The 24,926-nt window shown below is 74.2% G+C and carries 24 protein-coding genes; 10 read left to right on the top strand and 14 right to left on the bottom strand.

Going from position 1 to position 24,926, the window contains the following annotated elements; all coding sequences use genetic code 11:
* Positions 1–111: 111 nt before the first annotated feature.
* The 6 genes from ACH4OA_RS15620 to ACH4OA_RS15595 all read right to left on the bottom strand — a co-directional run bounded on the left by ACH4OA_RS15620 (position 112) and on the right by ACH4OA_RS15595 (position 5,807).
* Positions 112–777 carry a class F sortase gene (locus tag ACH4OA_RS15620; RefSeq protein WP_397969426.1) on the bottom strand — a complete coding sequence of 222 codons (666 nt, stop codon included), beginning with the start codon at positions 775–777 and terminating at the stop codon, positions 112–114.
* On the bottom strand, positions 764–1,438 hold the full coding sequence (locus tag ACH4OA_RS15615; RefSeq protein WP_365882965.1) for a hypothetical protein: 675 nt from the start codon (positions 1,436–1,438) through the stop codon (positions 764–766). The genes ACH4OA_RS15620 and ACH4OA_RS15615 overlap by 14 nt, the downstream gene beginning before the upstream one ends.
* 102 nt (positions 1,439–1,540) lie before the next feature.
* Complete coding sequence (locus ACH4OA_RS15610) at positions 1,541–2,788, bottom strand: MFS transporter (protein ID WP_397946617.1); 1,248 nt, start codon at positions 2,786–2,788, stop codon at positions 1,541–1,543.
* A 24-nt stretch (positions 2,789–2,812) separates the two neighbouring features.
* Complete coding sequence (locus ACH4OA_RS15605) at positions 2,813–4,192, bottom strand: CitMHS family transporter (RefSeq protein WP_397937107.1); 1,380 nt, start codon at positions 4,190–4,192, stop codon at positions 2,813–2,815.
* A gap of 219 nt (positions 4,193–4,411) precedes the next feature.
* Positions 4,412–5,029: a TetR/AcrR family transcriptional regulator gene (locus ACH4OA_RS15600; protein WP_365941588.1), complete on the bottom strand. Its 618-nt coding sequence runs from the start codon at positions 5,027–5,029 to the stop codon at positions 4,412–4,414.
* Positions 5,030–5,207: 178 nt separating this feature from the next.
* A complete protein-coding gene (locus tag ACH4OA_RS15595; protein WP_397969425.1) occupies positions 5,208–5,807 on the bottom strand; it encodes a hypothetical protein in 600 nt (199 codons plus the stop codon).
* A gap of 151 nt (positions 5,808–5,958) precedes the next feature.
* On the opposite strand from ACH4OA_RS15595, the gene hmgA reads away from it, so the two are divergent.
* The 3 genes from hmgA to ACH4OA_RS15580 are packed head-to-tail and all read left to right on the top strand — an operon-like array spanning position 5,959 to position 9,244.
* The gene (gene hmgA / locus ACH4OA_RS15590) at positions 5,959–7,269 is read left to right on the top strand and encodes a homogentisate 1,2-dioxygenase (RefSeq protein ID WP_397969423.1); all 1,311 of its coding nucleotides are present in this window, start codon (positions 5,959–5,961) and stop codon (positions 7,267–7,269) included.
* A gap of 46 nt (positions 7,270–7,315) precedes the next feature.
* The gene (locus tag ACH4OA_RS15585) at positions 7,316–8,065 is read left to right on the top strand and encodes a GntR family transcriptional regulator (RefSeq protein ID WP_397969421.1); all 750 of its coding nucleotides are present in this window, start codon (positions 7,316–7,318) and stop codon (positions 8,063–8,065) included.
* Between the two features lie 24 nt (positions 8,066–8,089).
* Positions 8,090–9,244 (top strand): type ISP restriction/modification enzyme, encoded by a 1,155-nt coding sequence (locus ACH4OA_RS15580; RefSeq protein WP_397969420.1) that lies wholly within the window; start codon positions 8,090–8,092, stop codon positions 9,242–9,244.
* A gap of 217 nt (positions 9,245–9,461) precedes the next feature.
* On the opposite strand, the gene ACH4OA_RS15575 is transcribed toward ACH4OA_RS15580, so the two are convergent.
* Positions 9,462–10,184 carry a TetR/AcrR family transcriptional regulator gene (locus ACH4OA_RS15575; RefSeq protein ID WP_397969418.1) on the bottom strand — a complete coding sequence of 241 codons (723 nt, stop codon included), beginning with the start codon at positions 10,182–10,184 and terminating at the stop codon, positions 9,462–9,464.
* 63 nt (positions 10,185–10,247) lie between these two features.
* Here ACH4OA_RS15575 and ACH4OA_RS15570 point away from each other — a divergent pair, with 63 nt between their 5' ends.
* Genes ACH4OA_RS15570 through ACH4OA_RS15560 form a run of 3 tightly spaced genes read left to right on the top strand, consistent with a single transcriptional unit; the run spans position 10,248 to position 13,224 of the window.
* On the top strand, positions 10,248–11,204 hold the full coding sequence (locus ACH4OA_RS15570; RefSeq protein ID WP_397969417.1) for an ATP-binding cassette domain-containing protein: 957 nt from the start codon (positions 10,248–10,250) through the stop codon (positions 11,202–11,204).
* Complete coding sequence (locus tag ACH4OA_RS15565; RefSeq protein WP_397937120.1) at positions 11,201–11,980, top strand: ABC transporter permease; 780 nt, start codon at positions 11,201–11,203, stop codon at positions 11,978–11,980. Before ACH4OA_RS15570 ends, ACH4OA_RS15565 begins: the two co-directional genes overlap by 4 nt.
* Before the next feature lie 47 nt (positions 11,981–12,027).
* Complete coding sequence (locus ACH4OA_RS15560; RefSeq protein ID WP_365882109.1) at positions 12,028–13,224, top strand: CaiB/BaiF CoA-transferase family protein; 1,197 nt, start codon at positions 12,028–12,030, stop codon at positions 13,222–13,224.
* A gap of 40 nt (positions 13,225–13,264) precedes the next feature.
* Here the strand turns inward: ACH4OA_RS15560 and ACH4OA_RS15555 are convergent, their stop codons facing one another.
* Both ACH4OA_RS15555 and ACH4OA_RS15550 read right to left on the bottom strand, forming a co-directional pair.
* Positions 13,265–13,534, bottom strand: coding sequence for a hypothetical protein (locus ACH4OA_RS15555; RefSeq protein WP_365882107.1), 270 nt, complete (start codon positions 13,532–13,534; stop codon positions 13,265–13,267).
* 432 nt (positions 13,535–13,966) lie between these two features.
* Positions 13,967–14,773 carry an SGNH/GDSL hydrolase family protein gene (locus ACH4OA_RS15550; RefSeq protein WP_397946621.1) on the bottom strand — a complete coding sequence of 269 codons (807 nt, stop codon included), beginning with the start codon at positions 14,771–14,773 and terminating at the stop codon, positions 13,967–13,969.
* A gap of 253 nt (positions 14,774–15,026) precedes the next feature.
* Between ACH4OA_RS15550 and ACH4OA_RS15545 the strand changes: the two genes are divergently transcribed.
* Together ACH4OA_RS15545 and ACH4OA_RS15540 are read left to right on the top strand one after the other, a co-directional pair.
* Entirely contained in the window at positions 15,027–16,121 is a 1,095-nt protein-coding gene (locus ACH4OA_RS15545; protein WP_397969415.1) for a DUF5925 domain-containing protein, read from the top strand.
* A gap of 16 nt (positions 16,122–16,137) precedes the next feature.
* The gene (locus ACH4OA_RS15540) at positions 16,138–16,908 is read left to right on the top strand and encodes a DUF72 domain-containing protein (RefSeq protein WP_397937125.1); all 771 of its coding nucleotides are present in this window, start codon (positions 16,138–16,140) and stop codon (positions 16,906–16,908) included.
* Between the two features lie 160 nt (positions 16,909–17,068).
* Here ACH4OA_RS15540 and ACH4OA_RS15535 read toward each other — a convergent pair whose 3' ends face one another.
* Entirely contained in the window at positions 17,069–17,437 is a 369-nt protein-coding gene (locus tag ACH4OA_RS15535) for a GntR family transcriptional regulator (RefSeq protein ID WP_397937127.1), read from the bottom strand.
* A gap of 111 nt (positions 17,438–17,548) precedes the next feature.
* Between ACH4OA_RS15535 and ACH4OA_RS15530 the strand changes: the two genes are divergently transcribed.
* The gene (locus tag ACH4OA_RS15530) at positions 17,549–18,052 is read left to right on the top strand and encodes a DUF402 domain-containing protein (RefSeq protein ID WP_397937201.1); all 504 of its coding nucleotides are present in this window, start codon (positions 17,549–17,551) and stop codon (positions 18,050–18,052) included.
* Positions 18,053–18,160: 108 nt separating this feature from the next.
* On the opposite strand, the gene ACH4OA_RS15525 is transcribed toward ACH4OA_RS15530, so the two are convergent.
* On the bottom strand, positions 18,161–18,781 hold the full coding sequence (locus tag ACH4OA_RS15525) for a class I SAM-dependent methyltransferase (protein ID WP_397969413.1): 621 nt from the start codon (positions 18,779–18,781) through the stop codon (positions 18,161–18,163).
* A 135-nt stretch (positions 18,782–18,916) separates the two neighbouring features.
* Between ACH4OA_RS15525 and ACH4OA_RS15520 the strand changes: the two genes are divergently transcribed.
* The gene (locus ACH4OA_RS15520) at positions 18,917–19,051 is read left to right on the top strand and encodes a hypothetical protein (protein ID WP_397937131.1); all 135 of its coding nucleotides are present in this window, start codon (positions 18,917–18,919) and stop codon (positions 19,049–19,051) included.
* 186 nt (positions 19,052–19,237) lie between these two features.
* Here ACH4OA_RS15520 and ACH4OA_RS15515 read toward each other — a convergent pair whose 3' ends face one another.
* From ACH4OA_RS15515 to ACH4OA_RS15505, 3 genes are all read right to left on the bottom strand, one after another.
* Entirely contained in the window at positions 19,238–20,107 is an 870-nt protein-coding gene (locus ACH4OA_RS15515) for an esterase/lipase family protein (RefSeq protein WP_397969412.1), read from the bottom strand.
* 180 nt (positions 20,108–20,287) lie between these two features.
* Complete coding sequence (locus tag ACH4OA_RS15510) at positions 20,288–21,256, bottom strand: DNA polymerase thumb domain-containing protein (RefSeq protein WP_397969410.1); 969 nt, start codon at positions 21,254–21,256, stop codon at positions 20,288–20,290.
* Positions 21,253–24,759 carry a DNA polymerase III subunit alpha gene (locus tag ACH4OA_RS15505; protein ID WP_397969591.1) on the bottom strand — a complete coding sequence of 1,169 codons (3,507 nt, stop codon included), beginning with the start codon at positions 24,757–24,759 and terminating at the stop codon, positions 21,253–21,255. Before ACH4OA_RS15505 ends, ACH4OA_RS15510 begins: the two co-directional genes overlap by 4 nt.
* Positions 24,760–24,926: the final 167 nt, after the last annotated feature.

Raw genomic sequence — 24,926 nt, 5'->3', positions numbered from 1 at the left:
CGATGATAGTTTTGCTGCGCCAGACTTTCCCGGGCCCTGCCCGTGCCGGGGCACCGTCGCGGACGGACCCCGGCCGGCCCGGACCCGCACGTCCGCGCCGGCCGGGCCGCGTCACCTCACCGCGCTGAAGTGCGCGAAGACCACCACGTTGCTGGTGTAGCCGGTCCGCCGGCTGAACAGGCCGCCGCAGGTGATGATCCGCAGCTCCGGGCGCCCGGTCGAGCCGTAGACCTCCCGGTCGGGGAAGCCGGCCTTGTCGTAGACCTTCACCCGGTCCACGGAGTAGACGGCGGTACGGCCGTCCGCGCGCCGCGCCTCGACCGTCCGGCCGGGGCCGATGTGGGCGAGGCCGGCGAACACGGCGGGCCCGGACCGGGTGTCGCGGTGCCCGACGGCGATCGCGGTGCCGGTCTCGCCGGGGGTGGCACCGCCTTGGTACCAGCCGACCAGTTCCGGCCGGTCCACCGGCGGTGTCTGAAGCTCCCGGCCGGCGTCCAGCCGCAGCGGGACGACCGGGGCGTCGATGCCCAGCGAGGGCACCCGGAAGGACGTCGGCCGGGACCGGGGCAGCGGGCGGGGCGGCGGCGCGGCCGGGGCGGGCCGGGCCGCGTGGGCACGGGAGTCCTGGGCCGCCGCCACGGACGGGCCGCCCCGCCTGCCGTCCGGCCCGCAGTGCGACACCACCGTGGCCAGGACGGTCGCCAGCACGGCCGTCCTGGCGAGGCGGTAGGCGCGGGTCCGGTACCAGGGCCTGCGTCGGCGTCTACGCGGCGCCATGGGGCCGGCGGCGGATCACCCGGAGGTACACGACACCGCAGACGGCGAACAGGCCCACGGCCGCCGCCCCGGCCACCGGCGCGTACGCGGCGGCCGTGTCGATGAGGCCGCCGCCGCCCGCGTGCACACCGCCCTTCGGGCCGTCGTGGTCGCTCTGTCCCCAGGACCCGTTGTTCTGCTGGTGGTCCTCGATCTGCCCGCCGGGCGCCCCTTCCGCCCGGCCGTCGTGGCAGTTGACGCGGAAGACCTTCTCCTTCAGGGCCGGGGGCGTGCCCACGGTCCAGCTGATCTTGTACTGTCCGTCCGCCAGTCCCAGCACATCGGTGTGCCCGGCACCGCCCGCGAGCTGGATGATGCCCGTCACGGTGGCGGCGGTGGGCAGCGGGGGCTGGGGCGTGATCGTGTACGCGATGCTGGTCAGGGTGTCGAAGTTGAGGGCCTCCAGGAAGAACTTGCAGACCACCGGGTCGTCCTTGGCCGAGCCGACGAACGACGGCGGATTGGTCGAGCGCGCGTTGTGGATCCGGATGTCGCCGTTCTCCCCCTGGGCCGCCGCGTTCGGCGCCGCCACCCATGAAGCACCCGCCGCGGCGAGGGCGGTGAGGACGACTGTGGCGCCCGCGCGGGAACCGACGGCACGGGGGAGTGTCAGGGTGGGCATGCGCATTCCTCCGAGTTCAGACGATTTTCATACAAATCGCTCTTTCGCCTGGACTCTGCTCCATCCCCCGCGCGACCCCCGGCAGCGACGCCCGGCGCGCCGTCAGATATCGCTCGTGCGGCCCAACCGCGAGCCGCGCCGCCGCTCCCCCGCCACCCGTCCGGCGGTCTCCCGGCGCGGCTCCGGCGTCCGCAGCGCCACGCCCGACGACACCAGCAGCAGGACCCCGAGCAGCACGAACGGCGCAGCCACGCCGGCCAGACCGGCCACCAGGCCCGCGGCGGCCGGGGCGGCGACCTGGCCGAGCCGGTTGCCGGTCAGCCGCAGCGCGAGCGCGGTGGAACGGGCCTCCTCGGGCGCGGCCCGCACCACCGTCGTCATCGACAGCGGCTGGCCCACGCCCAGGCAGAAGCCGAGGGCCGTGAGCATCACGCCGAGCGCCCACACCGGCACCGGCAGCGCGACCGCCGCGCACAGCAGGGCCGCCGGCAGGCAGGTCGCGGTGAGCAGCACGGGCCTGCCGAGCAGCCGCAGCAGCGGGGTGAGGACGAGCCGGCAGGCGATGCTGGCGGCGGCCCGGAGGCCGAGCAGGACGCCGACGACCGACGGTGCGATGCCCCGGTGCTCGCCGACCACCGGCAGGTAGGCGGTGAGGATGTCGGTCGCGGACAGCACCGAGAGGCTGATCAGGATGCCCGCGGGCACGCCCCGGGTCCGCAGGATGCCCGCGACCGGCACCCGCCCGGCACGCGGCGGGCGTGGGCCGGCGGCCGTGAGGTCCTCGATCCGCCACAGCGAGGCGAACGCGGCCGCGGCGCCCGCGCCCGCCGTGACGAGGGCGAGCGCGCTGCTGCGGGCCAGCCCGCCGGGCCCCTCGCCGCCGACGAGGGCGCCCGCGGCGAGGGGTCCGGCGAGCTGGCCGAGCGAGGCGCCGATGGTGAAGTACCCGAAGTCGCGGTCCTGCTCGTGCGGTGCGGACTGCCGGGCCACCAGCGACTGGGCGCCGATCACGAAGCACAGGTGTCCCAGCCCCATGACGCCGCTCCACAGGGCCATCGCCCCCAGCGAGCCGGCGAGGCCGCTGAGCGCGCAGCCGCCCGCGATGAGGACCACGCCGGCGGACAGCAGCGGGGCGCAGCGGCCGTGGTCGGTGCGGCGGCCGAGCGGTACGGCGGCGAACAGCGGCAGCAGGGCGTACACCCCGGCGATGACACCGACCGCCCGTTCGTCGGCGCCGAGCGCGAGGGCCCGGTAGGAGACGGCGGGCCGGGCCATCGACACGGCGCCCTGCGCGCAGCCGAAGGCGATGACGAGACGGAGCAGCCAGCCGCGGTCGCCACCGGGCGCCATGGGCGAAGTCCCTTTCCTGCGTGCTCAGATGATGCCGTACAGCAGGCCCGCGCCGAGCACCACCAGGGAGGTGAGCACGGCCCACTTGACCACGAACCGGGTGTGGTCGCCGAACTCCACCCTGGCCATGCCGACCAGGACGTAGACGGCCGGGACGAGCGGGCTGGACATGTGCAGCGGCTGGCCGACGATGGAGGCGCGGGCGATCTCCGCCGCGGAGACGCCGTGCGCCTGGCCCGCCTCGGCGAGCACCGGCAGGACGCCGAAGTAGAAGCCGTCGTTGGACATGAAGTAGGTGAGCGGGATGCTCAGCACGCCGGTGACCAGGCCCATGTGCGGGCCCATGCCGGCGGGGATGTTGTCCACCAGCCAGGTGGCCATGTGGTCGACCATGCCGGTGCCCTGGAGGACGCCGGTGAAGACGGCGGCGGCGAACACCATGCCGGAGACGTTGAGCACGTTCTCGGCGTGGGCGGCGATCCGGGCCTTCTGGTCCGGCATGTGCGGGAAGTTGACGGTCAGGGCGAGGGCCGCGCCGAGCAGGAACAGCACCGGGATCGGCAGCCACTCCATGATCATGGCGGTGAGCAGGACGACGGTGAGCAGCGCGTTGAACCAGTACAGCCGCGGGCGCAGGGTGGGGCGGTCCGGGTCCAGGCCCTGGAAGCCGTCGTCCTCGGGCGCGTCGTCCGCGGCCCCGGCGGCGGCGCCGGCCGCGGGCCCGCTCCCGGCGCCGGCGCCGACCAGCACCGTCTCGCTCTCCTCCACCAGCACCTCGTCCAGCGTGAGCACGCCGAGCCGGCTGCGCTCGCGGCGGCCGAGGACGTAGGAGAGGACGAAGACGAACAGCAGGCCGGTGGCGAGGGCCGGGATCATCGGTACGAAGATGTCGCTCGCGTCCAGCTTCAGCGCGGTGGCGGCGCGGGCGGTGGGGCCGCCCCAGGGCAGGGTGTTCATCACGCCGTTGGCCATGGCGGCGACACCGGTCATCACGACCAGGGACATCTTCAGGCGCTTGTACAGCGGGTACATCGCCGAGACGGTGATCATGAAGGTGGTGGAGCCGTCGCCGTCCAGGGAGACGATCGCGGCGAGGACCGCCGTGCCGACCACGATCCGCAGCGGGTCGGCCTTGCAGAACCGCAGGATGCCCCGCACGACCGGGTCGAAGAGACCGACGTCGATCATCACGCCGAAGTAGACGATCGCGAACATGAGCATCGCCGCGGTGGGCGCGAGGCCGGTGACGCCGTCGATGACGTAGTCGCCCAGTTTGGCGCCCTTGCCCACGCCCACGCAGAACAGCGCGGGGATGAGCACGAGCGCCGCGATCGGCGACATCTTCTTCAGCATGATCAGGACCAGGAAGGTCGCGATCATGGCGAAGCCGAGGATGGTGAGCATGAATGGTTACCTAACGTTCGCCCTTGAACATCCCACCTGGGGGCCGGCGGTGCGATGACGTTAGGTCCGTTCACTCGGCGTTAACAAGATGGTGAGGCGCGAGCAATAAGCGCGAAAGTCCAGGTCACGGCAGTGGGAGCAGGACAGCGGGTACGGCGTCGGGCAGCGCGGGCGGCGGTCCGGCACGGAACCGGTCCGGTGTGACCGGGGTGGCCGGTCTCAGTCGAGTACGCGGCCCAGATAGGCCCGCAGCAGGTCCCGGGTCTCGGCGATGACCGCCTCGTCCCCCTGCGGGTCGACCCGGAAGGCCAGTTGCACGAGGGTGTCGGCGGCCTCCACGGCGACCAGGAACACCCGCCGCAGGCCGGCGTCCGGGGTGCGGGCGAGATGGCCGGCCAGCAGCTCGGTCAGCCGGTCGGCGACCCGGGTGTTGGGCTCGCCGTGGCGGGAGCCGACCGGGATCTGGTTGCCGAAGTCGACCAGGGAGAAGCCGGGCGCGGTGCGCTTCATGGCCAGGTACTCGTCCAGGACGGCGTCCATGGCGGCCCGCCAGCCCCCGGTGCGGCTCTCCGCCAGCCGCTCGGTGACGCGCTCGACGTACCGCTCCAGGTTGCGCTGGGCGAGGGCGTCGGCCATCTCCCGCTTGTTGCCGAAGAAGCGGTAGACCGAGCCGATGGGGACGCCGGCGCGCTGGGCGACGGCGCGGGTGCTCAGGGCGTCGTAGCCGACCTCGTCGAGCAGGTCGGCGCAGGCGTCCAGGATTCTGGTCAGCCGTTCGGCGCTGCGCCGCTGGACGGGCGCGCGGCGGAGCGATGTCGCGTGGGGCACGGGCTTCATGATGCCTTTCCGCCGCGGTCCGGTGAAGCTCGCCCCAGAGTACGGAGACGGGCGGGCGGTCCACTCACCCGCCGGGGACGAGGCTGTGAGCAGTGGCCTTCCCGGGCCGGTCCGGACGGTGGCCGGGCGCCCGGCGGGCCTCCGGTGAGCCGTCATCCGGCCGGCACGCCGACCGGGCTCAGCCCTCCGGCGTACCCGGCGTACTCGGCGTACCCGGGGTGCGCGACGTACCCGGCGTACCCGGGGTGCGCGGGGACCGCCGTGCCGGGGGCGGTTCCTGGTCGGACACCGTGATGTCGGCGGTGCTCTGGACCGGCTTGCCGTGCACCGCCCACACCGTGCCGTCGTCGGCGTAGAGACGGGCGGTGATCCGGTGGGTGCCGTGCGGGACGAGGCCGGCGGGCAGATGGTGGGTCCGGGACCGCAGCCGGGCGACCCGGCGGCCGTCCACGAAGAGGTGGACGAGTCCGCGGCCGAGGACCGCGACCGGGCGCGTGCCGGGCTCCGAGCAGCGGAAGCGGCGCAGGGCCAGCCGGACGTCCCAGCCGCCGGCCGGGTCCGGGGCGACCTCGACGGCGACCTCGGGCGCGCCCTGCGGGGGCACCTCGCGCAGGTTGCGCCCGGTCTCGTCGGTGCCGTCCAGCACCTTGCCCACGGGCGAGGGCGAGACCCCGCCCCCGTGCGCCTCGCCGGCCGCGCAGGCCGCCGCCCCCCACGGCAGCAGGACGCACACCGCGAGCGCGACGAGCCGTCCACGCGTCCACTTCGTCCACGACATGATCCGGAGCGTAGAACAGCGCCCAGCCGCCCCGGATCCCCCTCGAGTCGGGTTCCGGCCATACCCCGGAGGGAGGACCCGGGAATGCTCTTGCGCGGGCCCGCACTCATTCCTACGGTGTCGCATAGGAATCGGGACGCGAGGAGCGATCATGAGCGGGGACGTACGGAAGACCGCCGAGGGGCTGTCGTATCTGACCGGATTCGGCAACGAACACGCCTCGGAGGCGGTGCCGGGCGCCCTGCCCGAGGGCCGCAACTCGCCCCAGCGCGCACCGCTCGGCCTGTACGCCGAGCAGCTGAGCGGTACGGCGTTCACCGAGCCGCGGGCGCACAACCGGCGCTCGTGGCTGTACCGCATCCGCCCCTCGGCCGCGCACCCGGCGTTCACCCGCACCGGCGAGGGCGCGCTGCGCACGGCGCCGTTCACCGAGACCGTGCCCGACCCCAACCGGCTGCGCTGGAACCCGCTGCCCGAGCCGCCGGCCGGCACCGACTTCCTCGGCGGCCTGTGGACACTGGGCGGCAACGGCGACGCGACCCAGCGCACGGGCATGGCGGTGCACCTCTATCACGCCAACGCCTCGATGGAGCGGGTCTTCTCGGACGCCGACGGTGAGCTGCTGATCGTGCCCGAGCGCGGCGGACTGCTGCTGCACACCGAGTTCGGCCGAATGTATGTGGAGCCGGCCCAGGTCGCGCTGATCCCGCGGGGGGTGCGCTTCCGTGTGGAGCTGACGGACGAGTCCGCGCGCGGTTATGTGTGCGAGAACTACGGGTCGCCGTTCCGGCTGCCCGACCTCGGTCCGATCGGCGCCAACGGCCTGGCGAACCCGCGGGACTTCCGGGCGCCGGTCGCCGCGTACGAGGACGTCGAGGGCCCGGTGGAGGTGGTGAACAAGTTCTGCGGCTCCCTGTGGACGGCCACCTACGACCACAGTCCCCTGGATGTGGTCGCCTGGCACGGCAACCATGTGCCGTACGTCTATGACCTGCGCCGGTTCAATGTGATCGGCACCATCTCCTACGACCACCCGGACCCGTCGGTCTTCACGGTCCTGACCTCTCCGTCGGACACGCCGGGCCTGGCCGGTGTGGACTTCGTGGTCTTCGCGCCGCGCTGGCTGGTGGGCGAGGACACGTTCCGGCCGCCGTACTTCCACCGGAACGTGATGAGCGAGTACATGGGCCTGATCGAGGGCGCGTACGACGCCAAGGCGGAGGGTTTCGTGCCGGGCGGCGGCTCGCTGCACAACATGATGTCGGCCCATGGCCCGGACCGGGAGACGTTCGACCGGGCGAGCGCGGCCGAGCTGCGGCCGCAGAAGGTCGACGACGGGCTGGCCTTCATGTTCGAGACCCGCTGGCCGGTGACGCTCACCGCGCGGGCGGCCGGGGCGGACCACCTCCAGCAGCGCTACGACGACGTGTGGCGCGGACTGGAACGTCACTTCCGGGGATGACCGGCGCCATTGCGCCGGACGTTCCCCGCCGGGTACGGATAGCCGCGTGACCTCCTTCGCTCCGGATTCGATCGTCCTGAACCGCAAGCTGCCGCTGTGGTACCAGGTGTCGCAGTCGCTGCGCGCCTCGATACTGGGCCGCTCCCCCGCCGACCCGCTGCGCCTGCCCACCGAGGAACGGCTGGCCGAGCACTACGGCGTGAGCGTGCTGACCATGCGGCAGGCGCTGAAGGAGCTGGAGGACGAGGGGTTGATCAGCCGGCACCGGCGGCGCGGCACGTTTATCGAGCCCGGGGCGCGGCGCGGGACGCCGGTGCGGCTGCTGGGCTCGGTGGACGCGATCGTGGCCCAGCAGTCCGGGATGACGACCGAACTGCTGGACCACGGCCGGGTGCCGGTGCCGGCCGGGCTCACCGAGTACTTCCCGGAGCTGGCGGAGGTGGCGTCGTACCACCGGCTGCGCAGCGACGAGAAGACCGGCGAGCCGACCAACCACGCCGTGAACCACATCCGTCCCGATCTGGCGGAGCGGATCGACCCGCGGGACCTGGTCCGCTGGCCGATGACGAAGGTGCTGCGGGACGTGGTGAAGGCGGACATCAGCCGGATCACGGACACCGTGGAGGCCCGGCTCGCCGACCCGGAGACGGCCCGGCTGCTCGACGTGCCGCTGCTCAGCCCGATCCTGCACTACACGGGGGTGACGTACGACTCCGCGGGCCGGGTACTGGACGTGGCGGTCATCCACTACCGGGGTGACCGGTTCTCGTTCACCGTCACGCTCGACGCCACCTGATCGCGGGGCGGGTCAGGCCGTACCATGCCCAGCGTGACGCACGACGACGCGCCGCCGCTGGCGGACCTCATGCCGTGGTCCGTCGCACCGCTGCGGCTGGGCCGCGCCTGGCCGGCGGCACCGGACGCGGCCTCGCTGCGGGCCCGCTGGGACGCCCTGCTCAAGGCCGAAGGCCCGGACCGGGAGGCCCTGTTCGAGCCGACCCGCGCGCGGGCGCTCACCTCGGCGGTGGGCCAGCTGCCCGGTCAGTCCACGGGGACGCGGCGGCTCGCGCGCGCCGAAGGGCCCTGCGCGGAGCCGGTGCGGGTGCTCGCCGCCCCCTTCGACGAGCAGTGGCTGATCCCGGACCACCGGCTGATCGACGCGGCCCGCCCGGAGCTGTGGCGGGTGGCGGACGCGGGGCAGGTGTTCACGGTGGAGTCGGGCGACGCGGGCCTGCCGCTGCTGGCGACCGGGCTGCTGCCCGCCCTGCGCGCCGGCCGGATCCGCCCGCTCTACCGCCGCCCCGGCGCCGCCGAACCGAATCTCGCCCCCGGCCTGCCAAACCTGCTGTCGGCCCGGCTGGGCGTCCGTGTCCCGGCACCGGACCTGCTGGCCTGGATCGTGGCGGCGGTCCGCCCGGACCTGACCGTCCCGCTCACCGCGGACCCGGACCTGTGGGCCTCCGGCGTGGAGCTGGGCCGCCGGGCGCTGTGGCTGATGCGGCGGGACGGCGAGCGCCCCCGGCTGCCGGGCGGGCGCCGGCCGTACGTGCGCGCGCCCCTGCCTCCGCGCCCGCTCGCGCTGCGCTACGACCCCGACGAGGAGGCCCTGTACCTGGAGGAGGGCCGTATCTCCCCGGTCCCGCCCGGGGTCTGGGAGTTCGAGGTGGCCGGGGTCCGGGTGCTCCCGTCCTGGTTCTCGGCCCGCACCGCCCCGGCCGGGCCGGGCACGCTCGCCGCGATCCGCCCGGCGTCCTGGCCGCAGGAGTGGACGTCGGAGCTGCTGGAGCTGATCACGGTCCTGGCGCTGCTGGCGGAGGTGCGGGCCCTGCGGGACGGACTGGAGGTGACGTCCCCGGTCACGGCGGCCGAACTGCGGGAGGCGGGCGTCCTGCCGGTTCCGGAGCGCTCCCGGCGCCCCGCCTCGGTCCTGGACCACCAGGAGGAGGGCCCGGACGGCCAGTTCGCCCTGCTCTGACCGCCGGCGCACCGGCCCGGCGCGACCGTCAGCCGGGGTACCACCGGACACCCCACCGACACACGGCCCCCGCTCGGGATCGCCGCCGGTTCACCGGCTCCCCGGCTCCGGACCGTTACCGGTTCACGGCTCGCCCGCTCCGGGCCGCCACCGACTCACGGCCCCCGCGCTCCGCGTCGTCACCGACGCACGGCCCCCGTTCCGGACCGCCGCCCTCTCACCGGCTCCCCCGTTCCGGGTCGAAGGAATCGATGACCCGTTCCACCATCCGTTCGAACACCGCTTCCAGGTCGATCGGTCCCGCGTCCGCCAGGAAGGCCGCCGCCATCCTCGGATAGGCGCCGCTGGCGATCCGGCCGCCCAGGTAGGCGATGCGGACCGCGTTCTCCTGCTCCTCCGACCAGGGCAAAGCGCGCACCCGCTCGGCGGTGTCGAGTTCGTTGCGGACGTACGTCGTGACCATGCCGTTCAGCATCGCGATGCACTCCAGCTTGGTGCCGTACGCCGCCTCCAGCGGGTCCAGGCAGGCCAGGCAGTGCTCCAGGTAGCGCAGGGCGTTCGGGCTGAAGCCGTAGACGGGTGACATCAGGCGCGGCAACCACGGGTGCCGGCGCATCAGCTCCCGGGTCTGCCGGGCGACCCGGCGCATGTCGGCCCGCCAGTCGCCGCTCGGCTCCCACGCCTCGTGCTCCGCGCCGGCCGCGTCCACCATCAGCTCGTACAGGTCCTCCTTGCGGGGGACGTAGTTGTACAGCGACATGGTGCCGCAGCCCAGCTCGGCCGCGACGTGCCGCATCGACACGGCGTCGAGCCCCCGCGCATCGGCGATCCGGACGGCCGCGGCGGCGATGTCGTCGCGCGTGTACGCCGGTTTCGGCCCCCGGCCGGTGCGCTCGGGGCGCGCCCAGATCACCTCGGGGACGGCCCCTCGGACTGCCATGGATCATCACCTCGGCCACCATCGTAGTTACGTACACCGTACGTAGTGCGGTATGGTCCCGGCATGACTACTACGTACGCTGTACTTAGTGAAGGTCTGGAGAAGCGCTTCGGCGCTGTGCGGGCCCTGCGCGGGCTGGACCTGGCCGTCGCCGAGGGCACGGTCTGCGGGCTGCTGGGGCCGAACGGGGCGGGGAAGACGACGGCGGTGCGGCTGCTGACCACGCTGCTGCGCCCGGACGCGGGCTCGGCGCGGATCGCCGGACACGACCTGGTGCGGGAGGCGGCGGCCGTGCGCCGCCGGATCGGGGTCACCGGGCAGTACGCCACGGTGGACGGGGACCTCACCGGCCGGGAGAACCTGCGGCTGTTCGCCCGGCTGCACCGGGTGCGCGGGCCGGCCGCCCGCGCGGACGCACTGCTGGAGCGCCTGGGGCTGACCGAGGCGGCCGGCCGGAAGGCGTCGACGTACTCGGGCGGCATGCGCCGCCGCCTGGATCTCGCCGCGAGCCTGGTCCGCCGGCCCGACGTGCTCTTCCTGGACGAGCCGACCACCGGACTCGACCCGGCCAGCCGCGCCCGTATCCGGCAGACCGTGCGCGAACTGAAGGAGGAGGGCACGACCGTGCTGCTGACCACGCAGTACCTGGAGGAGGCCGACCTGCTCGCCGACGACATCGCCCTGGTGGACCGGGGCCGGGTCGCCCACTCCGGCTCCCCCGCCGCGCTCAAGGCGCTCATCGGGTCGTCCGTGGAGGCCGTCGTCGCCGACGCCGGCGCGCTGGCGCGGGCCGCGGCCGTGCTGGACCGGCTGACCGGCCGTGAGCCCGTGTTCGACCGGGAGCGGAACGCGGTCGGCGCGGTCACCACCGACCCCACGCTGACCCTGCCCCGCCTGGTGCGCGAACTGGACGCGGCCGGCGTGCCGTTGCTGGACGCCGGCATCCGGCCGCCCACCCTCGACGACGTCTTCCTGCGGCTCACCGGAGAGTCCGCCCACAACGAGGAGAGTGCCGCGTGAGCGCATGGGCGTACGACGGACTGGCGATGACGGGCCGCCAGCTGCGCCGGGTCCGCAACAACCCGGGGCTGACGGTCCTGACGCTGATGATGCCGGTCAACATGCTGCTGTTCTTCGGCTATGTGTTCGGCAGCGCCCTGGCCATGCCGGGCCGCGAGTACCGCTCCTTCCTGGTGCCCGGACTGCTCGTCGCCACGGCCGCCGGCGGGGTGATGACGGGTATGTTCCAGGCCGCGCAGGACGTCCACCGGGGTGTGGCGGACCGGCTGCGCACGATGCCGGTGAGCCGGGCCGCCGTACCGCTCGGGCAGGCCGTCGCGGACCTCGTCGTCACGGCCGTCGGGACCGTGCCGCTGCTGCTGGTGGCGCTGGCCGTGGGCTGGCGGATCGAGGGGTCCGCGGCCGGGGCGGCCGGGGCCGTGGCGCTGCTGCTGCTCTTCCGGTTCGCCTGCACCTGCGCCGGGGTGTTCCTGGGTCTGCTGACCCGCAGCGAGGAGGCCGCCGGGCAGCTCGGCGCCGCCTCCTTCGTGCTGCCGCTGCTGTCGGACGCGTACATCCCCACGGACCACCTGCCGGGCTGGCTGCGCACGCTCGCCGAGTGGAACCCGATCAGCGCGGTGACGACCGCCCTGCGGGACCTCTTCGGCAACGCGCCCGTCCCTCAGGGCGCCGCCTGGCCGGTGGCGCACCCGGTCGCCGGGGCGCTCGCCTGGAGTCTGGCGCTGACCGCGCTGTTCCTGCCGCTCGCGGTGCGCCGGTACGCACGGGCCGGGTGACCCCGCGCTGCTGACAGCAGCGGAGGCCAGGGGAGATCATCCACCCCATGGAGCAACTCCCCCTGCCCCTGGAGGGCATCACCGTCGTCGCCGTCGAGCAGGCCGTGTCCGCGCCGTTCGCCACCCGGCAGCTCGCCGACCTGGGCGCCCGGGTCATCAAGGTGGAGCGGGTCGACGGCGGCGACTTCGCGCGCGGGTACGACACCGCGGCCGGCGGTCTCGCCTCGCACTTCGTGTGGTGCAACCGCGGCAAGGAGTCCCTCGCGCTGGACCTGAAGGACCCGCGCGGCCTGGACGTCGTACGGCGGCTGGTGGCGGACGCGGACGTGTTCGTGCAGAACCTCGCGCACGGCGCGGCGGCCCGGCTCGGCCTGGACGCGGCCACGCTGTGCGCCGCCCACCCACGGCTGATCGCGGTGGACATCTCGGGCTACGGCGGCTCGGGGCCGTACGCGGACAAGCGGGCCTACGACATGCTCGTGCAGTGCGAGTCGGGGCTGGTGTCGGTGACCGGGACGCCGGAGCAGCCGGTGAAGGCGGGCATCCCGGCGGCGGACATCGCGGCGGCCATGTACGCGTTCTCCGGTGTGCTCGCCGCGCTGGTACGGCGCGGGACGACCGGACGGGGCGGGCCGGTGGAGGTGTCGATGCTGGAGGCGCTCGCGGAGTGGCTGGGGCATCCGCTGCACCACACGATGCACGGCGGCGAGCCGCCCGTCCGCACCGGGCTCGCGCACGCCGTGATCGCGCCGTACGACGCCTATCCGACGGCGGACGGCGGGCGGGTGCTGCTGTCCGTGCAGAACGACCGCGAGTGGCGGCGGCTGGCCGGACAGGTGATCGGCCGCCCGGAGCTGGCCGCGGACCCGGCGTACGCGACGAACGCCGCGCGGGTCGCACACCGGGAGCGGACCGACGCGCTGGTCGCCGGGGCGCTGCGGGTGCTGGACACCGAGGAGGCGGTGGCCAGGCTGGAGAGGGCGGGCATCGCCTGCGCCCGACTGCGGGATCTGCGCGGGCTGGCGGAGCATCCGCAGCTCGCGGCCCGGGGGCGGTGGCGCCGGGTGGGAACGCCGGCCGGGCCGCTTCAGGCGCTGCTGCCGCCCCTCACGCTGCCGGGCGGAGACGAACTACGGATGGGTGACGTGCCCGCGCTCGGGCAGCACACCGAAGCGCTGCTGCGTGCCGTGGGGATGACGGACGACGAGGTGGCAGCGCTGCGCCGGGACGGTGTGGCGGCCTGAGCGCGGCCCCCCTGCCCGGGTGGGGGGACCCGCGGCGCGGTCAGTGACCGCCGAACAGCGAGCGGCGCAGCCGGCGCAGCGGCGCGAAGAGGGAGACGCGGCTGACCCGCGCGCCCCGGTCGCTGCGCGCGTGTACCGGAGCACGTGCCGTCAGCTCACGCATGAGCGAGGTCGCCTCGACCGTCTCCCGCTGCGGTATGGCGGGTCCCGCCAGCACCGACAGATGGCGGTCGAGGCGCGAACTGGTCGCGCTGCTCCCGCAGGTGATCGCAGGGACCCTGGCCCTGCTGCGTACTGTTATCTGTTCCATGTCACTCCCCACCCGTACGAGTCACCCGGCCCGGGCAGGCTAACCCTATCGCCCCGGTGGAGCACACGGGTATCTCGGGCACAGGATTCACCTTCCCTGTAAGGGGGTTGACCATCCCTCGGTGACTACTCTCCGAATCCGACCGATTTCAGGGTGAGTTGGACAATCGGCAGGCCGGCGGGGCGAGCTGGTCCGGCGTCCGGTCCGGTGGTTACGGCGGGTGACGCCAGGGAGGGGCCGAGCCCGGCGGGCGGGCCGCCGGGTCCGGCGAGGGTGACGGCGGCCTCGCGCGCGGACACGGAAGCGATCACTCCGGTACCGCGCTCCCGGCCGTCCGCGGGGACGGCCGGGAGCGGACGGAACGTGGGCGATCTCACGTGCCCGGCCCGGTGACGGCCCGGAGTTTTCACCCGGAAGGGCGAGCCCGTACGGTCACGCCGCGCTGGTGAACACCGGCAGGTAGCCACCGGAGTGGCCGGCCGCGGTCGGGTGGTACGACTCGCCGATGTCGAGCCAGTCGACGCTGTGCAGCCAGGAGTCGCCGGAGCAGATCTCGTGGCCGGTGAACGTGGTGCGGACGTCGCCGAAGGCGAAGTGGTGGGCGGTGGCACGGGTCTTGATGACGGCGTCCATGTAGTCGGCGGCGTCGTTGATCGCGGACCGCTTGGTCTCGGAGAGGCCGAGGCAGGTCTGGCCCAGCAGGTAGAAGCGGGGGTAGCCGATGACGACCACCCGGGCGGACGGGGCCTTGGCCGTGATCGCGTTGTAGACGGCGTCCAGCTTGGCGGGGAGCGTGTTGGCGACGTACGCCTTGGCGGTGTTGATCCGGGACAGGCAGGTGCTGTCGGACTGGAGCACACAGGTCGTCATGACGTCGGAGAAGCCCGCGTCGTTGCCGCCGACCGTGAGGGACACCAGTGAGGTGGAGGAGTTCAGGGAGCCGAGCTGGCCGGCGAGTACGTCGTCCGTCGTCGCGCCCGAGCAGGCGTTGAAGGCGAACGAGGAGGGGCTGTGGGCGGCGTTCCACAGGTACGGGAACGCCTTGGTGCTGCGGTCGCAGTTGCCGCTCGAACTGATGTAGCTGCCGGCGCCCACCCCGGAGGAGTAGGAGTCGCCGAGCGCCACATAGCCGCCGGCCGCCGCTGTCGGGGACGCCTGCGCCGAAGCGGCCCCGGTGAGACCGAGGCCGGCGGCGAGGAGGAGCGAGGTCACGAATCCGGTGAAACGGGAACGTCTCATGGAACCTCCTTTAGCAGGATCTCTGCCGTAACTTTCGTAGCAACTACGCGCGTTGACGGGAAGTGTCCATGCCAAAACTTTTGCCCTCTCAACATATTCGCCGCATGTCGTTCACCGCTCAGTTATTACGTGGACATGTCATATTGGCCGATCATCCGTCAACTTCCGTCCACAGCGAGCGGGGCCGCCTCCGACGGAACGTCAGGGCGGAAATACCGTGCGCGGAGCCCGTCCGTGCCGGATCATGGGCGGCATGGCCGCGAACCCACAGGACGCTCTGCCGATCCGGCTCCACGTCGACGACTCCGATTCGCCGTCCGACGTCGTCGACGCGCTGTTCCTCGGCCGCTTCGCGACGGGCGAGCAGCCGTTCTCACACGCGCTGAACATCGACCGCGTGCGCTCGGGAGCGACCCTGCTGCCCGACGGCGCCCGGGTGCTGCGGGTGGCCCGCGACGACGACCGCAGCGCCACCCTCGCCGAGGGGGAGGGCTGGACCCTGCTGGTCTCCCGCTGGAACCGGGGCGCGGACGTGACGGTCACCGCGACCAGCGCCGAACTGGCCAAGGGCATCCTCGACCAGGCCACGGACGGCGCGACCGACGAGCCGGAACCGCAGCCCGAGAACGTGACGATGGGCTTCTGGTACGTCTCGCCCCGGCGCGGCCCGCACCGCACCACCCGGCAGATCTCCGCCGGCACCTGGGACGAGGTCCGGGGCAACTACACGGCACCGGTGGCGGGCGCCATGGACCGTCTGATGCGGACCACTCCCGACGACATCGCCGGCCGGCTGCTGCTGCTCCACGGCCCGCCGGGCACCGGCAAGACCTCCGCGCTGCGCACGCTGGCCCGCTCCTGGCGGGACTGGTGCCAGGTCGACTGCGTCCTGGACCCCGAGCGGCTCTTCTCCGACGTCGGCTATCTGATGGACATCGCGATCGGCGAGGACGACGGCGCGGGCAAGGGCCGCTGGCGGCTGCTGCTGCTGGAGGACTGCGACGAGCTGATCCGCGGCGAGGCCCGGCACACGGCGGGCCAGGCCCTGTCCCGGCTGCTGAACCTCACCGACGGGCTGCTCGGCCAGGGACGCAACGTGCTGGTCGGGGTCACCACCAACGAGGACCTGGAGCGACTGCACCCGGCCGTGGTCCGGCCCGGCCGCTGCCTGGCCCGTATCGAGGTGGGCCCGCTGACCCGCCGGGAGGCGGTGGACTGGCTCGGCACCGAGCAGGGCGTCGGCCGGGACGGCGCGACCCTGGCCGAGCTGTACGCGCTGCGCCGGGGCACCTCGCCGACCTCGGTGCCGGGGGCGCGGGAGGGAGCGGACGCGGGGCTGTACCTGTGAGTGCTTTCATGAGGGTATGACCCTGTATGTCGGCACGTCGGGGTGGCAGTACAAGGACTGGCGGGACCTCGTCTACCCGGCCGGGGTGCCGGCGCGGCTGTGGCTGGAGGAGTACACGCGGCTCTTCGCCACCGTGGAGGTCAACAACGCGTTCTACCGGCTGCCGTCCTACGACACCTTCGCCGCCTGGCGGGGCCGGGTGCCGCCGGACTTCGTGGTCGCGGTCAAGGCCAGCCGGTTCCTCACCCACGTCAAGCGGCTGAAGGAGCCCGGGGAACCGGTGCACCGGCTGCTGACGCAGGCGGCGGGCCTCGGCGACCGGCTCGGCCCCGTCCTGCTCCAGCTCCCGCCCACCCTGCGCGCGGACCCGGCCCTGCTGGACGCCTGCCTGGCCTGTTTCCCGCCCGGCACGAGGGTCGCGGTGGAACCCCGGCACGACTCCTGGTGGACGGCCGAGGTGCGCGAGGTGCTGACGTCCCGGGGCGCGGCTCTGTGCTGGGCGGACGTCTTGGCCCGCCCGGTCACACCGCTGTGGCGCACCACCGGCTGGGGCTACGTCCGCTTCCACCAGGGCCGGGCCCGCCCCTGGCCGCGCTACGGCCGGCGCAGCCTGGAGACCTGGGCGGACCGGATCGCGACCACCTGGCCGGACGGGGAGGACGTGTACGCGTACTTCAACAACGATCCGGGCGGTGCGGCGGTGGCGGACGCGGTGGCGTTCGCCCGGACGGCGAGGCGAGCGGGCCTGCCGACCAGCCGCGCACCGGAACCGGCGAGACGCACGTGACCTGCCCCGCCACCGGCGGGCGAGACACACGCGACCTCCCGCCACCGGCGGGCGAGAGGCGAGCGGCGGCCCGGTCGGCTTGTCCTCTCCGGCCGGTACGGCGCGATGGTGCCGGGGCCGGCCCGGGGCTGCCGGGCCCCGGCCTGGGGCGGTGGGCCCCCTACCCCCCGTAGGCCGCCCGCAGGGCGTCGCGTACGGCGGCCAGGGCCTCCGGCTCGCCCAGCCCCAGCCGCCTGGCCCGCTCGGCGTACGCCTGGGCGGCGAGGGACGCCTCGCGCTCCGCGGCCGAGCCGGCGGCGGCCACGAAGGTGCCGTTGCGGCCCCGCGTCTCGATCACCCCGTCGCCCTCCAGCGCCCGGTACGCCTTGGCCACGGTGTTCACCGCGAGCCCCAGGGACTCGGCCAGCCCGCGCACGGTCGGCAACCGGTACCCCACCGGGAGCGCCCCGGACCGCGCCTGCTCGGAGATCTGCGCCCGCACCTGCTCGTACGGGGGCGCGCTGTCATCGATGCGGATCTTCAGGCTCACAGGGGCGATTGTCCCGCATCCGCCGGAAAATCAGAGGCGGTCCGGTCTCCCGGCCCGTACGGTGCCTGCTCATGACCGTGCTCATGCGGAATCCGAACCCGGAGGTGCGCCCTGTCCGCGAACTCTGCTGAACCGGCGGGCCGGCTGGAGGTCGTCCTGCGCAAGGCGGGCCGGACGAAGATCCGTTACCCGGCGGAGCTGCTCCAGGACGACGGCACCCGGATCGCCGTGCGCGCGCCGTGGGCGGGTGCCGGGGTCCGCGACTTCGGGTTCGTGCGGTTCGAGCCGGGCGATGTGTTCACCGAGTACTACTGGCGGGACCGGTGGTACGCGGTGAAGGAGGTCCGCGCCGCGGACGGCTCCGTCAAGGGCTGGTACTGCGACGTCACACGCCCCGCGGTGCGCTCGGGCGCGGAGCTGGTCGTGGAGGACCTCGACCTGGACCTGTGGCGGTCGGCCGACGGGCGGGACGTGCGGCGCCTGGACGAGGACGAGTTCGCCGCCGGCGGGCTCGCGGCGGCGGACCCCGGGGCCGCGGCCGCCGCGGTGGCCGCGCTCGACACGCTGGAGGCGCTGGCGGTCCGCGACGGCGGCTTCACCGCGCTGCTGGCCTGACCGGGCCGGGCGGCACCGGGTCACCGGGTCACCGGGTCACCGGGTCACCGGGTCACCGGGTCACCGGGTCACCGGGTCACCGGGTCACCGGGTCACCGGGTCACCGGGTCACACCATGGCCACCACTGCGTACCGCTCGTCGTCGACCTCCTTGCCCCACAGCGCCGAGTCCCCGGAGAGCCGCTCCACGCGCGCCTCCCGGACCAGCGGCTCCAGCAGGGCGGTGAGCCGATCGGCGGGTATGCCGACCGGCGCGAGGGTTCCCCAGACGCCCTCCACGAGCACGAACCGGCCGCCGGGCCGCAGCAGCTCCCGCCAGTGCCGCAGCGCGCCGGCCGGGTCCGGCAGGGCCCACAGCACATGCCGGACCAGGACCGCGTCGAAGCGCCGCCCGCCCACCGGCGGGGCCCCGGCGTCCCCGCGCAGGACCTCCGCCGGGTGCCCGGTCAGCTTGGCCCGGGCGCGCTCGGTCATCGCCGGGGAGCGGTCGACGGCCGTCACGCGGTGGCCCTGTCCGGCGGCGAGGAGCGCCAGGCTGCCGGTGCCGCAGCCGAGGTCGAGGACGTGGGCGGGAGGCGCGGGGAACCAGGCGCGCAGGCGGCCGGCCCAGGCCGCGCGGACCTCGGGATCGCGCAGCCCGTGGTCCGGTTCGTCGTCGAAAGCGGCGGCCCGCGCATCCCAGTCCGTTTCCTGGGCAGCCGCAACGCTGGACGTGTTCTCGCTCGTCATGCCCAGAGGGTGACACACGCCACTGACAGTGCGGTCGTGACAGCCGCCACCGACATACCGGCACCCGAGGAACTCTCGCCACAAACGTCCGCCTCCGCGCACAGCGGAGCCCGGCGGGCACTGGAGGAGGCAGCCATGCGCCGTGTGACCCTGCAAAAGCTCCCGAAGAGGACCGACAGCCGGCGGATCCGCGAGGAGGCGCGAGAGCGCCCGGCGGACCGCCCGGAGGTGCGCAAGGACATCGCACGCGTCTGGTGGCCCGACGGCTGACGCCTCCGTCTGAGCGGGGGCTCAGCGCAGCCTTAAGCAGACCATAAGGATCGCCGCGGCCGGCGACTTCCCGCCGTCCCCGGGCTAGCTTCGGATCACCCACGGGATCGCGCCCGGTGCGCCGTCACCGGTGGTGAGGTGCCGGGGCCTGTCCGGCGGCTCAGGCCGGACAGGCCCCGACGGGCCTCAGAGGGCCGAGGCGCAGGTGGTGGGGGTGGCGTGGGCCGGGTCGAGGGCGTTGGCCACCTCGTGGAAGGCGATCCGGTCGGTCAGGCCGATCGCGAGGTGCTCGGACAGGTCCAGCGGGCACAGGTCCTGGAGCAGGACGTTGTGGACGCCGGGGCCGCTCAGGTACTGGGTGCGCCAGGGGGTCACCACCTCGTCGTACCGGGTGGCGATGACGGTGTAGCGCACTCCGGGGACGGTGTCGCCGCCCGCGTTGAGCCGGGTGACGAAGTCGGAGCCGGTGATCTGGTCGGTGAGGCCGGGAGTGGCGGCTTCGAGCAGGTCCGCGGCGCCGGGGAAGTACGGCAACAGGCGGGTGAGGCCGTCCAGGTCGGTGCCGTGGTTGTCGGGGGCGAGGCCGACGAGGGCGTTCACCTTGGCGGCGCCGCCGAGGAACTTCAGATAGTGGCGGGGCATCATGCCGCCCTGGGAGTGGCCGACCAGGTCGGCCTTGGCGGCTCCGGTCGCGGCGAGCACCCGGTCGACGAAGGCGGACAGCTGCCCGGCGGACTCGGCGATGGGTCCGAGGCCGTGGAAGACGGGGACGCCGGGGAGCCGGCCGTAGTCGAGCGAGTAGACGCAGTAGCCGCGGTCCGTGAGGTACGGGGCGAGGCCGAGCCAGTTGTCGACCGAGTTGCCGAAGGTGCCGTGGACGAGGACGACGGGGCGGGGGTGCGCGGCGGACGGCTTGCAGGTGTAGTCGTTCCAGCCCCGGCTGGGGGCGGCGGCGGCGGTGCCGGAGGCGCTTGCGGCGGCGGCCGGCACGAGGGCGGCGGCGACGCCGAGGAGCAGCGCGGCGAGCGGTCTGAGCGCTCTCTTCCAGGGCAGCATCGTGTGATCTCCTTGCGGCTCAAGGGGGGTGCACGGGCCTGACCCTGTGATCCGGATCACGGGATGCTGTTCATCCGTCAAGTTACGGGCGAGTAGCGCACGCGTGAAGTTACGCGTCGGTAAAAACTTCCGGTGCTCACCGGACCCGGCGCCCGCCGGGCCCGGGAGCGGCCCCGCCGGTCAGGCCGCCAGCGTGCCCGGACGGATCGCGTGGGGGCCGAACTTCGCCCGGGCGCGGTCCGCGACCTCCTCGATGCGGCGGGCCTTCTCGTCCACGGGGTCGAAGGTGAGCTGGTGGGCGGCCCGGTCGGCGGAGGTCAGGTCTTCGGCGCGCAGGGCGAGCGCGCGGACCCGGGCGCGCTGGAGCCCGAGCGCCTCGTACATGCCGTAGGCCGCCTTCGTCAGGGCCGCCGAGTGCGCGGTCGGCTCGGTCAGGGCGCGGCTGCGGGTGGTCGCGGAGCGGTCGGCGTAGCGCACGGTCAGGGTCAGGGTGCGGCAGACCTTCTCCACCGCGCGCAGCCGGGCGCCGATCTCCTCGGTGGCCGACAGCAGTGCCTTGCGGTGCCGGTCCGGGTCCAGTTCGTCGATGCCGAAGGCCCGTTCCGTCATCAGCGACCGCGCGACGCCGTTCGGGACGACCCGGCCGCGGTCGACGCCGCCCGCCTTCTCCCGCAGCTCCCGGCCCGCCCGCGCGCCGATCAGCCGCTGGAGCGTGGACAGCGGTGCGGCGGCGACCCGGCCCAGGGTGTCCAGGCCGTACTCGCCCAGGACGCGGGCGGTCGCCGGGCCGACGCCGGGCAGCGCGGTCACGGGCTTGTCCGCGAGGAACCCGGCGACGGCGTCCGCGGGCACCGCGCGGGTCGTCCCGGGCCGGGCGTCGCGCAGCGCCACGCGGGCCAGCATCGGGTCCGGACCGGCGCCGATCACGCAGTCGACGCCGTACCGCGCGAGGGCCCGCACCCGGATCACCGAGGCCAGCTCCACCGCGTCGCGCCCGAAGTACCGCTCGGCGCCGCGCAGATCGGCCAGCGCCCCGTCCGGCGGCAGCGCCTCCACGACCGGGGTGAACTCCTCCAGCAGCCCGAGCAGTCCGGGCAGGGCCGCCTCGGACGCCGGCGGCAGCTGGAAACGTACGCAGAGGATGGTCATCCCGCACTCCCCGGACTCTGGTGCCACAACTTCCGTATCGCCGCGGGTGCTTGCGCGGCGTCCTGACCCGCGGGCCGCAGATCGGCCCAGGGGTGCATCTCGTAGCCCGTGGGCAGGCGGATCGTCCGGCCCGTCCCCGCGCCCGGGGCGGCGGAGCCGGCCGGCGCCGGCCGTCCGTCGGAACCGGCGAGCCGGGCCCGGAGCGGACCGTCCCCGCCGCCGTCCTCCGTCGTGGTCCCGGACGGTCCGGCCAGCCGGGCCGCGACCCCGTCGAGGCCCTCCGCGTGCCGCACCTCCACCAGGTCGGCGAGGTTCCAGGCGGCGGAGCCCACCACGCTGAAGCTGCGCGGTCCGCGCCGCTGCACCACTCCGCGCACCAGCAGCAGCCAGGAGTGGAAGACGGTGTGGGCGCAGGCGTCGTGGGAGTCGTCGAAGAACGCGAGGTCGACCAGGCCCGTGCCGTCGTCCAGGGTGGAGAAGATGACCCGCTTGCCGGACCGGACCGGCGGGGTCTGGGTGGCCGCCTTGGCGCCCGCGACCAGCACGGTCTCCCCGTGCCGGACCTCGCGCAGCCGGCGCGCGGAGACCACGCCCAGCTCCGCCAGGAACTCCTGGTGGTCGTCCATGAGATGGCGCGAGGTGTCCATGGACAGCACGCCCAGCTCGGCGCTGAGCCGTTCCGCCGGGGTCAGGTCCGGCAGCCCGGCCGGCGCGGTCCGCCGGCCCCCGGCGAGCGGGAGCTGGCCACCGCCGCCGCCCCGGGCGCCCCGGTGCAGCTCGGTCAGGTGCAGTTGCAGATCGCGCCGGTTGGCGCCGAAGGCGTCCAGCGCGCCCACCTGGGCGAGCCGTCCGGCCAGCGGTCTGCTGGGCCGGGCCCGTTCCCAGAAGTCCAGCAGGGAGGCGTACGGCTGTCCGTCCTCGATCCGCCGCGCCTCGGCCTCGCTGATGCCGTGGACGTCGCGGAGGGCGAGCCGCAGTCCCCACACCTCCGGTGATTCGGACACCAGTTCGATCCGGTGGGCGGCCCCGGAGACGTTCACGTCCAGCGGCAGGACCGGCACCCCGCGCCGCCGGGCGTCGGCCAGCAGCAGCCGCTTCGGGTACATCCCGGGGTCGTGGGTGAGCAGTCCGGCGTAGAAGGCGGCCGGGTGATGGGCCTTCAGCCACGCCGACTGGTAGGTGGGCACGGCGAAGGCGACGGCGTGCGCCTTGCAGAAGCCGTACGACCCGAACGCCTCCACGATCTCCCAGGTGCGCCGGATCGTCTCCGCGTCGTACCCGCGCAGCGCCGCCCGCTGCGCGAACCACACCCGGATCCGTCCCTGCGACTCCGGGTCGGACAGTCCGCGCCGCACCCGGTCGGCCTCGCCCCGTCCGCAGCCGGTCAGGGTGGCGACGATGTCGATGACCTGCTCGTGGAAGACGACGACCCCGTACGTCCCCGCCAGCGCCTCCTCCAGGTCCGGGTGCGGATAGCGCGCCGGCGCCCGGCCGTGCCGGGCCTCGATGAAGGGCCGCACCATGTCGGCGGCGACGGGCCCGGGCCGGAACAGCGAGATGTCGACGACCAGGTCGTGGAAGGTGCTCGGCTGGAGCCGTCCCACCAGGTCCCGCTGGCCGGGCGACTCGATCTGGAAGCAGCCCAGCGTCTCGGCCGAGCGGATCAGCCGGTACGTCTCCGGGTCCCCGGGCGGCACCGCGTCCAGGTCGATCCGCCGCCCGGCCGCCCGCTCCACCTCGGCGACCGCGTGCGCCATCGCCGACTGCATCCGCACGCCCAGCACATCCAGTTTGAGCAGCCCCAGGTCCTCCACGTCCTCCTTGTCGAACTGCGCCATGGGCAGCCCCTCGCCGCTGGTCGGCACCACCGGCGTACGGGCGAGCAGGGAGGCGTCGGACAGGAGCACCCCGCACGGGTGCATGGCGATCCCGCGCGGCAGCGCGTCGAGCGCCTCCACCAGCTCCCACAGCCTGCCGTACTCCTCCTTGCGCGCCGCCAGCCGCCTCAGCTCGGGCAGCTCCTCCAGGGCGGCCCGGGCGTCCCGGGCCCGGATGTGCGGGAAGGACTTGGCGACCCGGTCGATCTCGGCCGGGTCCATGGACAGCGCGGCGCCCACGTCCCGGATGGCGTGCCGGACCCGGTAGGTCTCCGGCATGGCGACGGTCGCGACCCGCTCGCCGCCGAACCTGCCGATGACCGCCCGGTAGACCTCCAGCCGCCGCGCGGACTCCACGTCGATGTCGATGTCGGGCAGCACCACCCGCTCCCTGGACAGGAAGCGCTCCATCAGCAGTCCGTGCTCGACCGGATCGGCGTGCGCGATCCCCAGCAGGTGGTTGACGAGCGACCCGGCGCCGGAGCCGCGGGCGGCCACCCGGATGCCCATCTCCCGGACGTCGTCAACGACCTGGGCGACCGTCAGGAAGTACGAGGCGAAGCCGTGGTGGGCGATGATGTCCAGCTCGTCGTGCATCCGCTCCCAGTACGCGCGCCGGCCGCCGTAGCCGAGCCGCAGCATGCCCGCCGCCGCCCGGGAGGCGAGCGCCCGCTGCGCGGTGCGCCGGCCGGCGCCGACGAGGTGCGGCTCGGGAAAGTGCACGCTGCCCAGGCCCAGGTCGTCCCGGGGGTCGACCCGGCACTCGGCGGCGGCGGCCCGGGTCTGCTCCAGCAGCCGGCCGGCGGCCTCCCGCCGGAACCCGGCGGCCTCCACGACCCGCTCGGCGGCGTCCAGCATGGCCCGCCCGTCCTTCAGCCACGCCTCGCCCGAGTCCAGCCCGCCCCGCGGGTCGACCGGCGTCAGACGGCGCGCGGCGTCCAGCACGTCGGCGACCGGTCCCTGCCCGGGATCGGCGTACCGGACGGCGTTGCTGAGCACCGGCCGCACCCCCTGCTCGGCGGCGAACCCGACGGTACGGGCCGCCAGCCGCAGGGAACCGGTCCCCGTGCCCGTCCGCCCGTGCCAGACGGCCTCCAGCCGCAGCGCGTCGCCGTAGACCTCGCGCCACGGGACCAGCAGCTCCGCCGCCCGGTCGGGCCGCCCGGCGGCGAGTGCCCGTCCGACGTCCGACTCCGGTCCGAGCAGCACCAGCAGTCCGTCGTCCCGGTGGGCGGTCCACGGCAGCAGCGGGGTCCCTCCCCCGGCGTGCGCCGCCGTGACCAGCCGGCACAGGCCGGCCCAGCCCCGGGCGCCGTCCCGGGCGAGGAAGGTCACCCGGGGCGCCGACTCGTCCACGAAGGCGCCGCCGCGCACCGGGGTGCGCCGCCGCTCCCGCGGCGCGGTCCGCCGCGCCGCCACCGCCAGGTCCACTCCGAACAGCGGACGGACGCCCGCCCCGGCGCACGCCTTGGCGAAGCGCACGGTGCCGGCGAGGGTGTCGCGGTCGGTCAGGGCGAGGGCGCCCATGCCCCGTTCCGCGGCGCGCTCGGCCAGCCGCTCCGGGTGGGACGCCCCGTACCTCAGGGAGAACCCGGAGACGGTGTGCAGATGCGCGAAGCCCGGCACAGCCACCTCCCGCACACATGGAGTCCCGAACGACTCTCGAACACTAGTTCCCTACTTCTCTTCCCACCCTACCTCCATTCCGAACATGTGTACGACTTATCGGAGCACCCCTCCGACCTGCGCAAACATCTGCGCGACCGCATGACGAAGCCCCCGCGTGCCCTGGG

Origin of the sequence: Streptomyces sp. NPDC017095, from assembly GCF_044332325.1 — a bacterium.
In the GTDB taxonomy this organism is placed as follows: Bacteria; Actinomycetota; Actinomycetes; order Streptomycetales; family Streptomycetaceae; genus Streptomyces.
This window is presented reverse-complemented; position numbering and strand designations above follow the sequence as displayed.

Bases quoted from the DNA above. Each gene is read 5' to 3' on its own strand.
- ACH4OA_RS15620 (WP_397969426.1), bottom strand. From the start codon at position 777: ATGGCGCCGCGTAGACGCCGACGCAGGCCCTGGTACCGGACCCGCGCC.
- ACH4OA_RS15615 (WP_365882965.1), bottom strand. From the start codon at position 1,438: ATGCCCACCCTGACACTCCCCCGTGCCGTCGGTTCCCGCGCGGGCGCC.
- ACH4OA_RS15610 (WP_397946617.1), bottom strand. From the start codon at position 2,788: ATGGCGCCCGGTGGCGACCGCGGCTGGCTGCTCCGTCTCGTCATCGCC.
- ACH4OA_RS15605 (WP_397937107.1), bottom strand. From the start codon at position 4,192: ATGCTCACCATCCTCGGCTTCGCCATGATCGCGACCTTCCTGGTCCTG.
- ACH4OA_RS15600 (WP_365941588.1), bottom strand. From the start codon at position 5,029: ATGAAGCCCGTGCCCCACGCGACATCGCTCCGCCGCGCGCCCGTCCAG.
- ACH4OA_RS15595 (WP_397969425.1), bottom strand. From the start codon at position 5,807: ATGTCGTGGACGAAGTGGACGCGTGGACGGCTCGTCGCGCTCGCGGTG.
- hmgA (WP_397969423.1), top strand. From the start codon at position 5,959: ATGAGCGGGGACGTACGGAAGACCGCCGAGGGGCTGTCGTATCTGACC.
- ACH4OA_RS15580 (WP_397969420.1), top strand. From the start codon at position 8,090: ATGCCCAGCGTGACGCACGACGACGCGCCGCCGCTGGCGGACCTCATG.
- ACH4OA_RS15575 (WP_397969418.1), bottom strand. From the start codon at position 10,184: ATGGCAGTCCGAGGGGCCGTCCCCGAGGTGATCTGGGCGCGCCCCGAG.
- ACH4OA_RS15570 (WP_397969417.1), top strand. From the start codon at position 10,248: ATGACTACTACGTACGCTGTACTTAGTGAAGGTCTGGAGAAGCGCTTC.
- ACH4OA_RS15560 (WP_365882109.1), top strand. From the start codon at position 12,028: ATGGAGCAACTCCCCCTGCCCCTGGAGGGCATCACCGTCGTCGCCGTC.
- ACH4OA_RS15555 (WP_365882107.1), bottom strand. From the start codon at position 13,534: ATGGAACAGATAACAGTACGCAGCAGGGCCAGGGTCCCTGCGATCACC.
- ACH4OA_RS15550 (WP_397946621.1), bottom strand. From the start codon at position 14,773: ATGAGACGTTCCCGTTTCACCGGATTCGTGACCTCGCTCCTCCTCGCC.
- ACH4OA_RS15545 (WP_397969415.1), top strand. From the start codon at position 15,027: ATGGCCGCGAACCCACAGGACGCTCTGCCGATCCGGCTCCACGTCGAC.
- ACH4OA_RS15540 (WP_397937125.1), top strand. From the start codon at position 16,138: ATGACCCTGTATGTCGGCACGTCGGGGTGGCAGTACAAGGACTGGCGG.
- ACH4OA_RS15525 (WP_397969413.1), bottom strand. From the start codon at position 18,781: ATGACGAGCGAGAACACGTCCAGCGTTGCGGCTGCCCAGGAAACGGAC.
- ACH4OA_RS15520 (WP_397937131.1), top strand. From the start codon at position 18,917: ATGCGCCGTGTGACCCTGCAAAAGCTCCCGAAGAGGACCGACAGCCGG.
- ACH4OA_RS15515 (WP_397969412.1), bottom strand. From the start codon at position 20,107: ATGCTGCCCTGGAAGAGAGCGCTCAGACCGCTCGCCGCGCTGCTCCTC.
- ACH4OA_RS15510 (WP_397969410.1), bottom strand. From the start codon at position 21,256: ATGACCATCCTCTGCGTACGTTTCCAGCTGCCGCCGGCGTCCGAGGCG.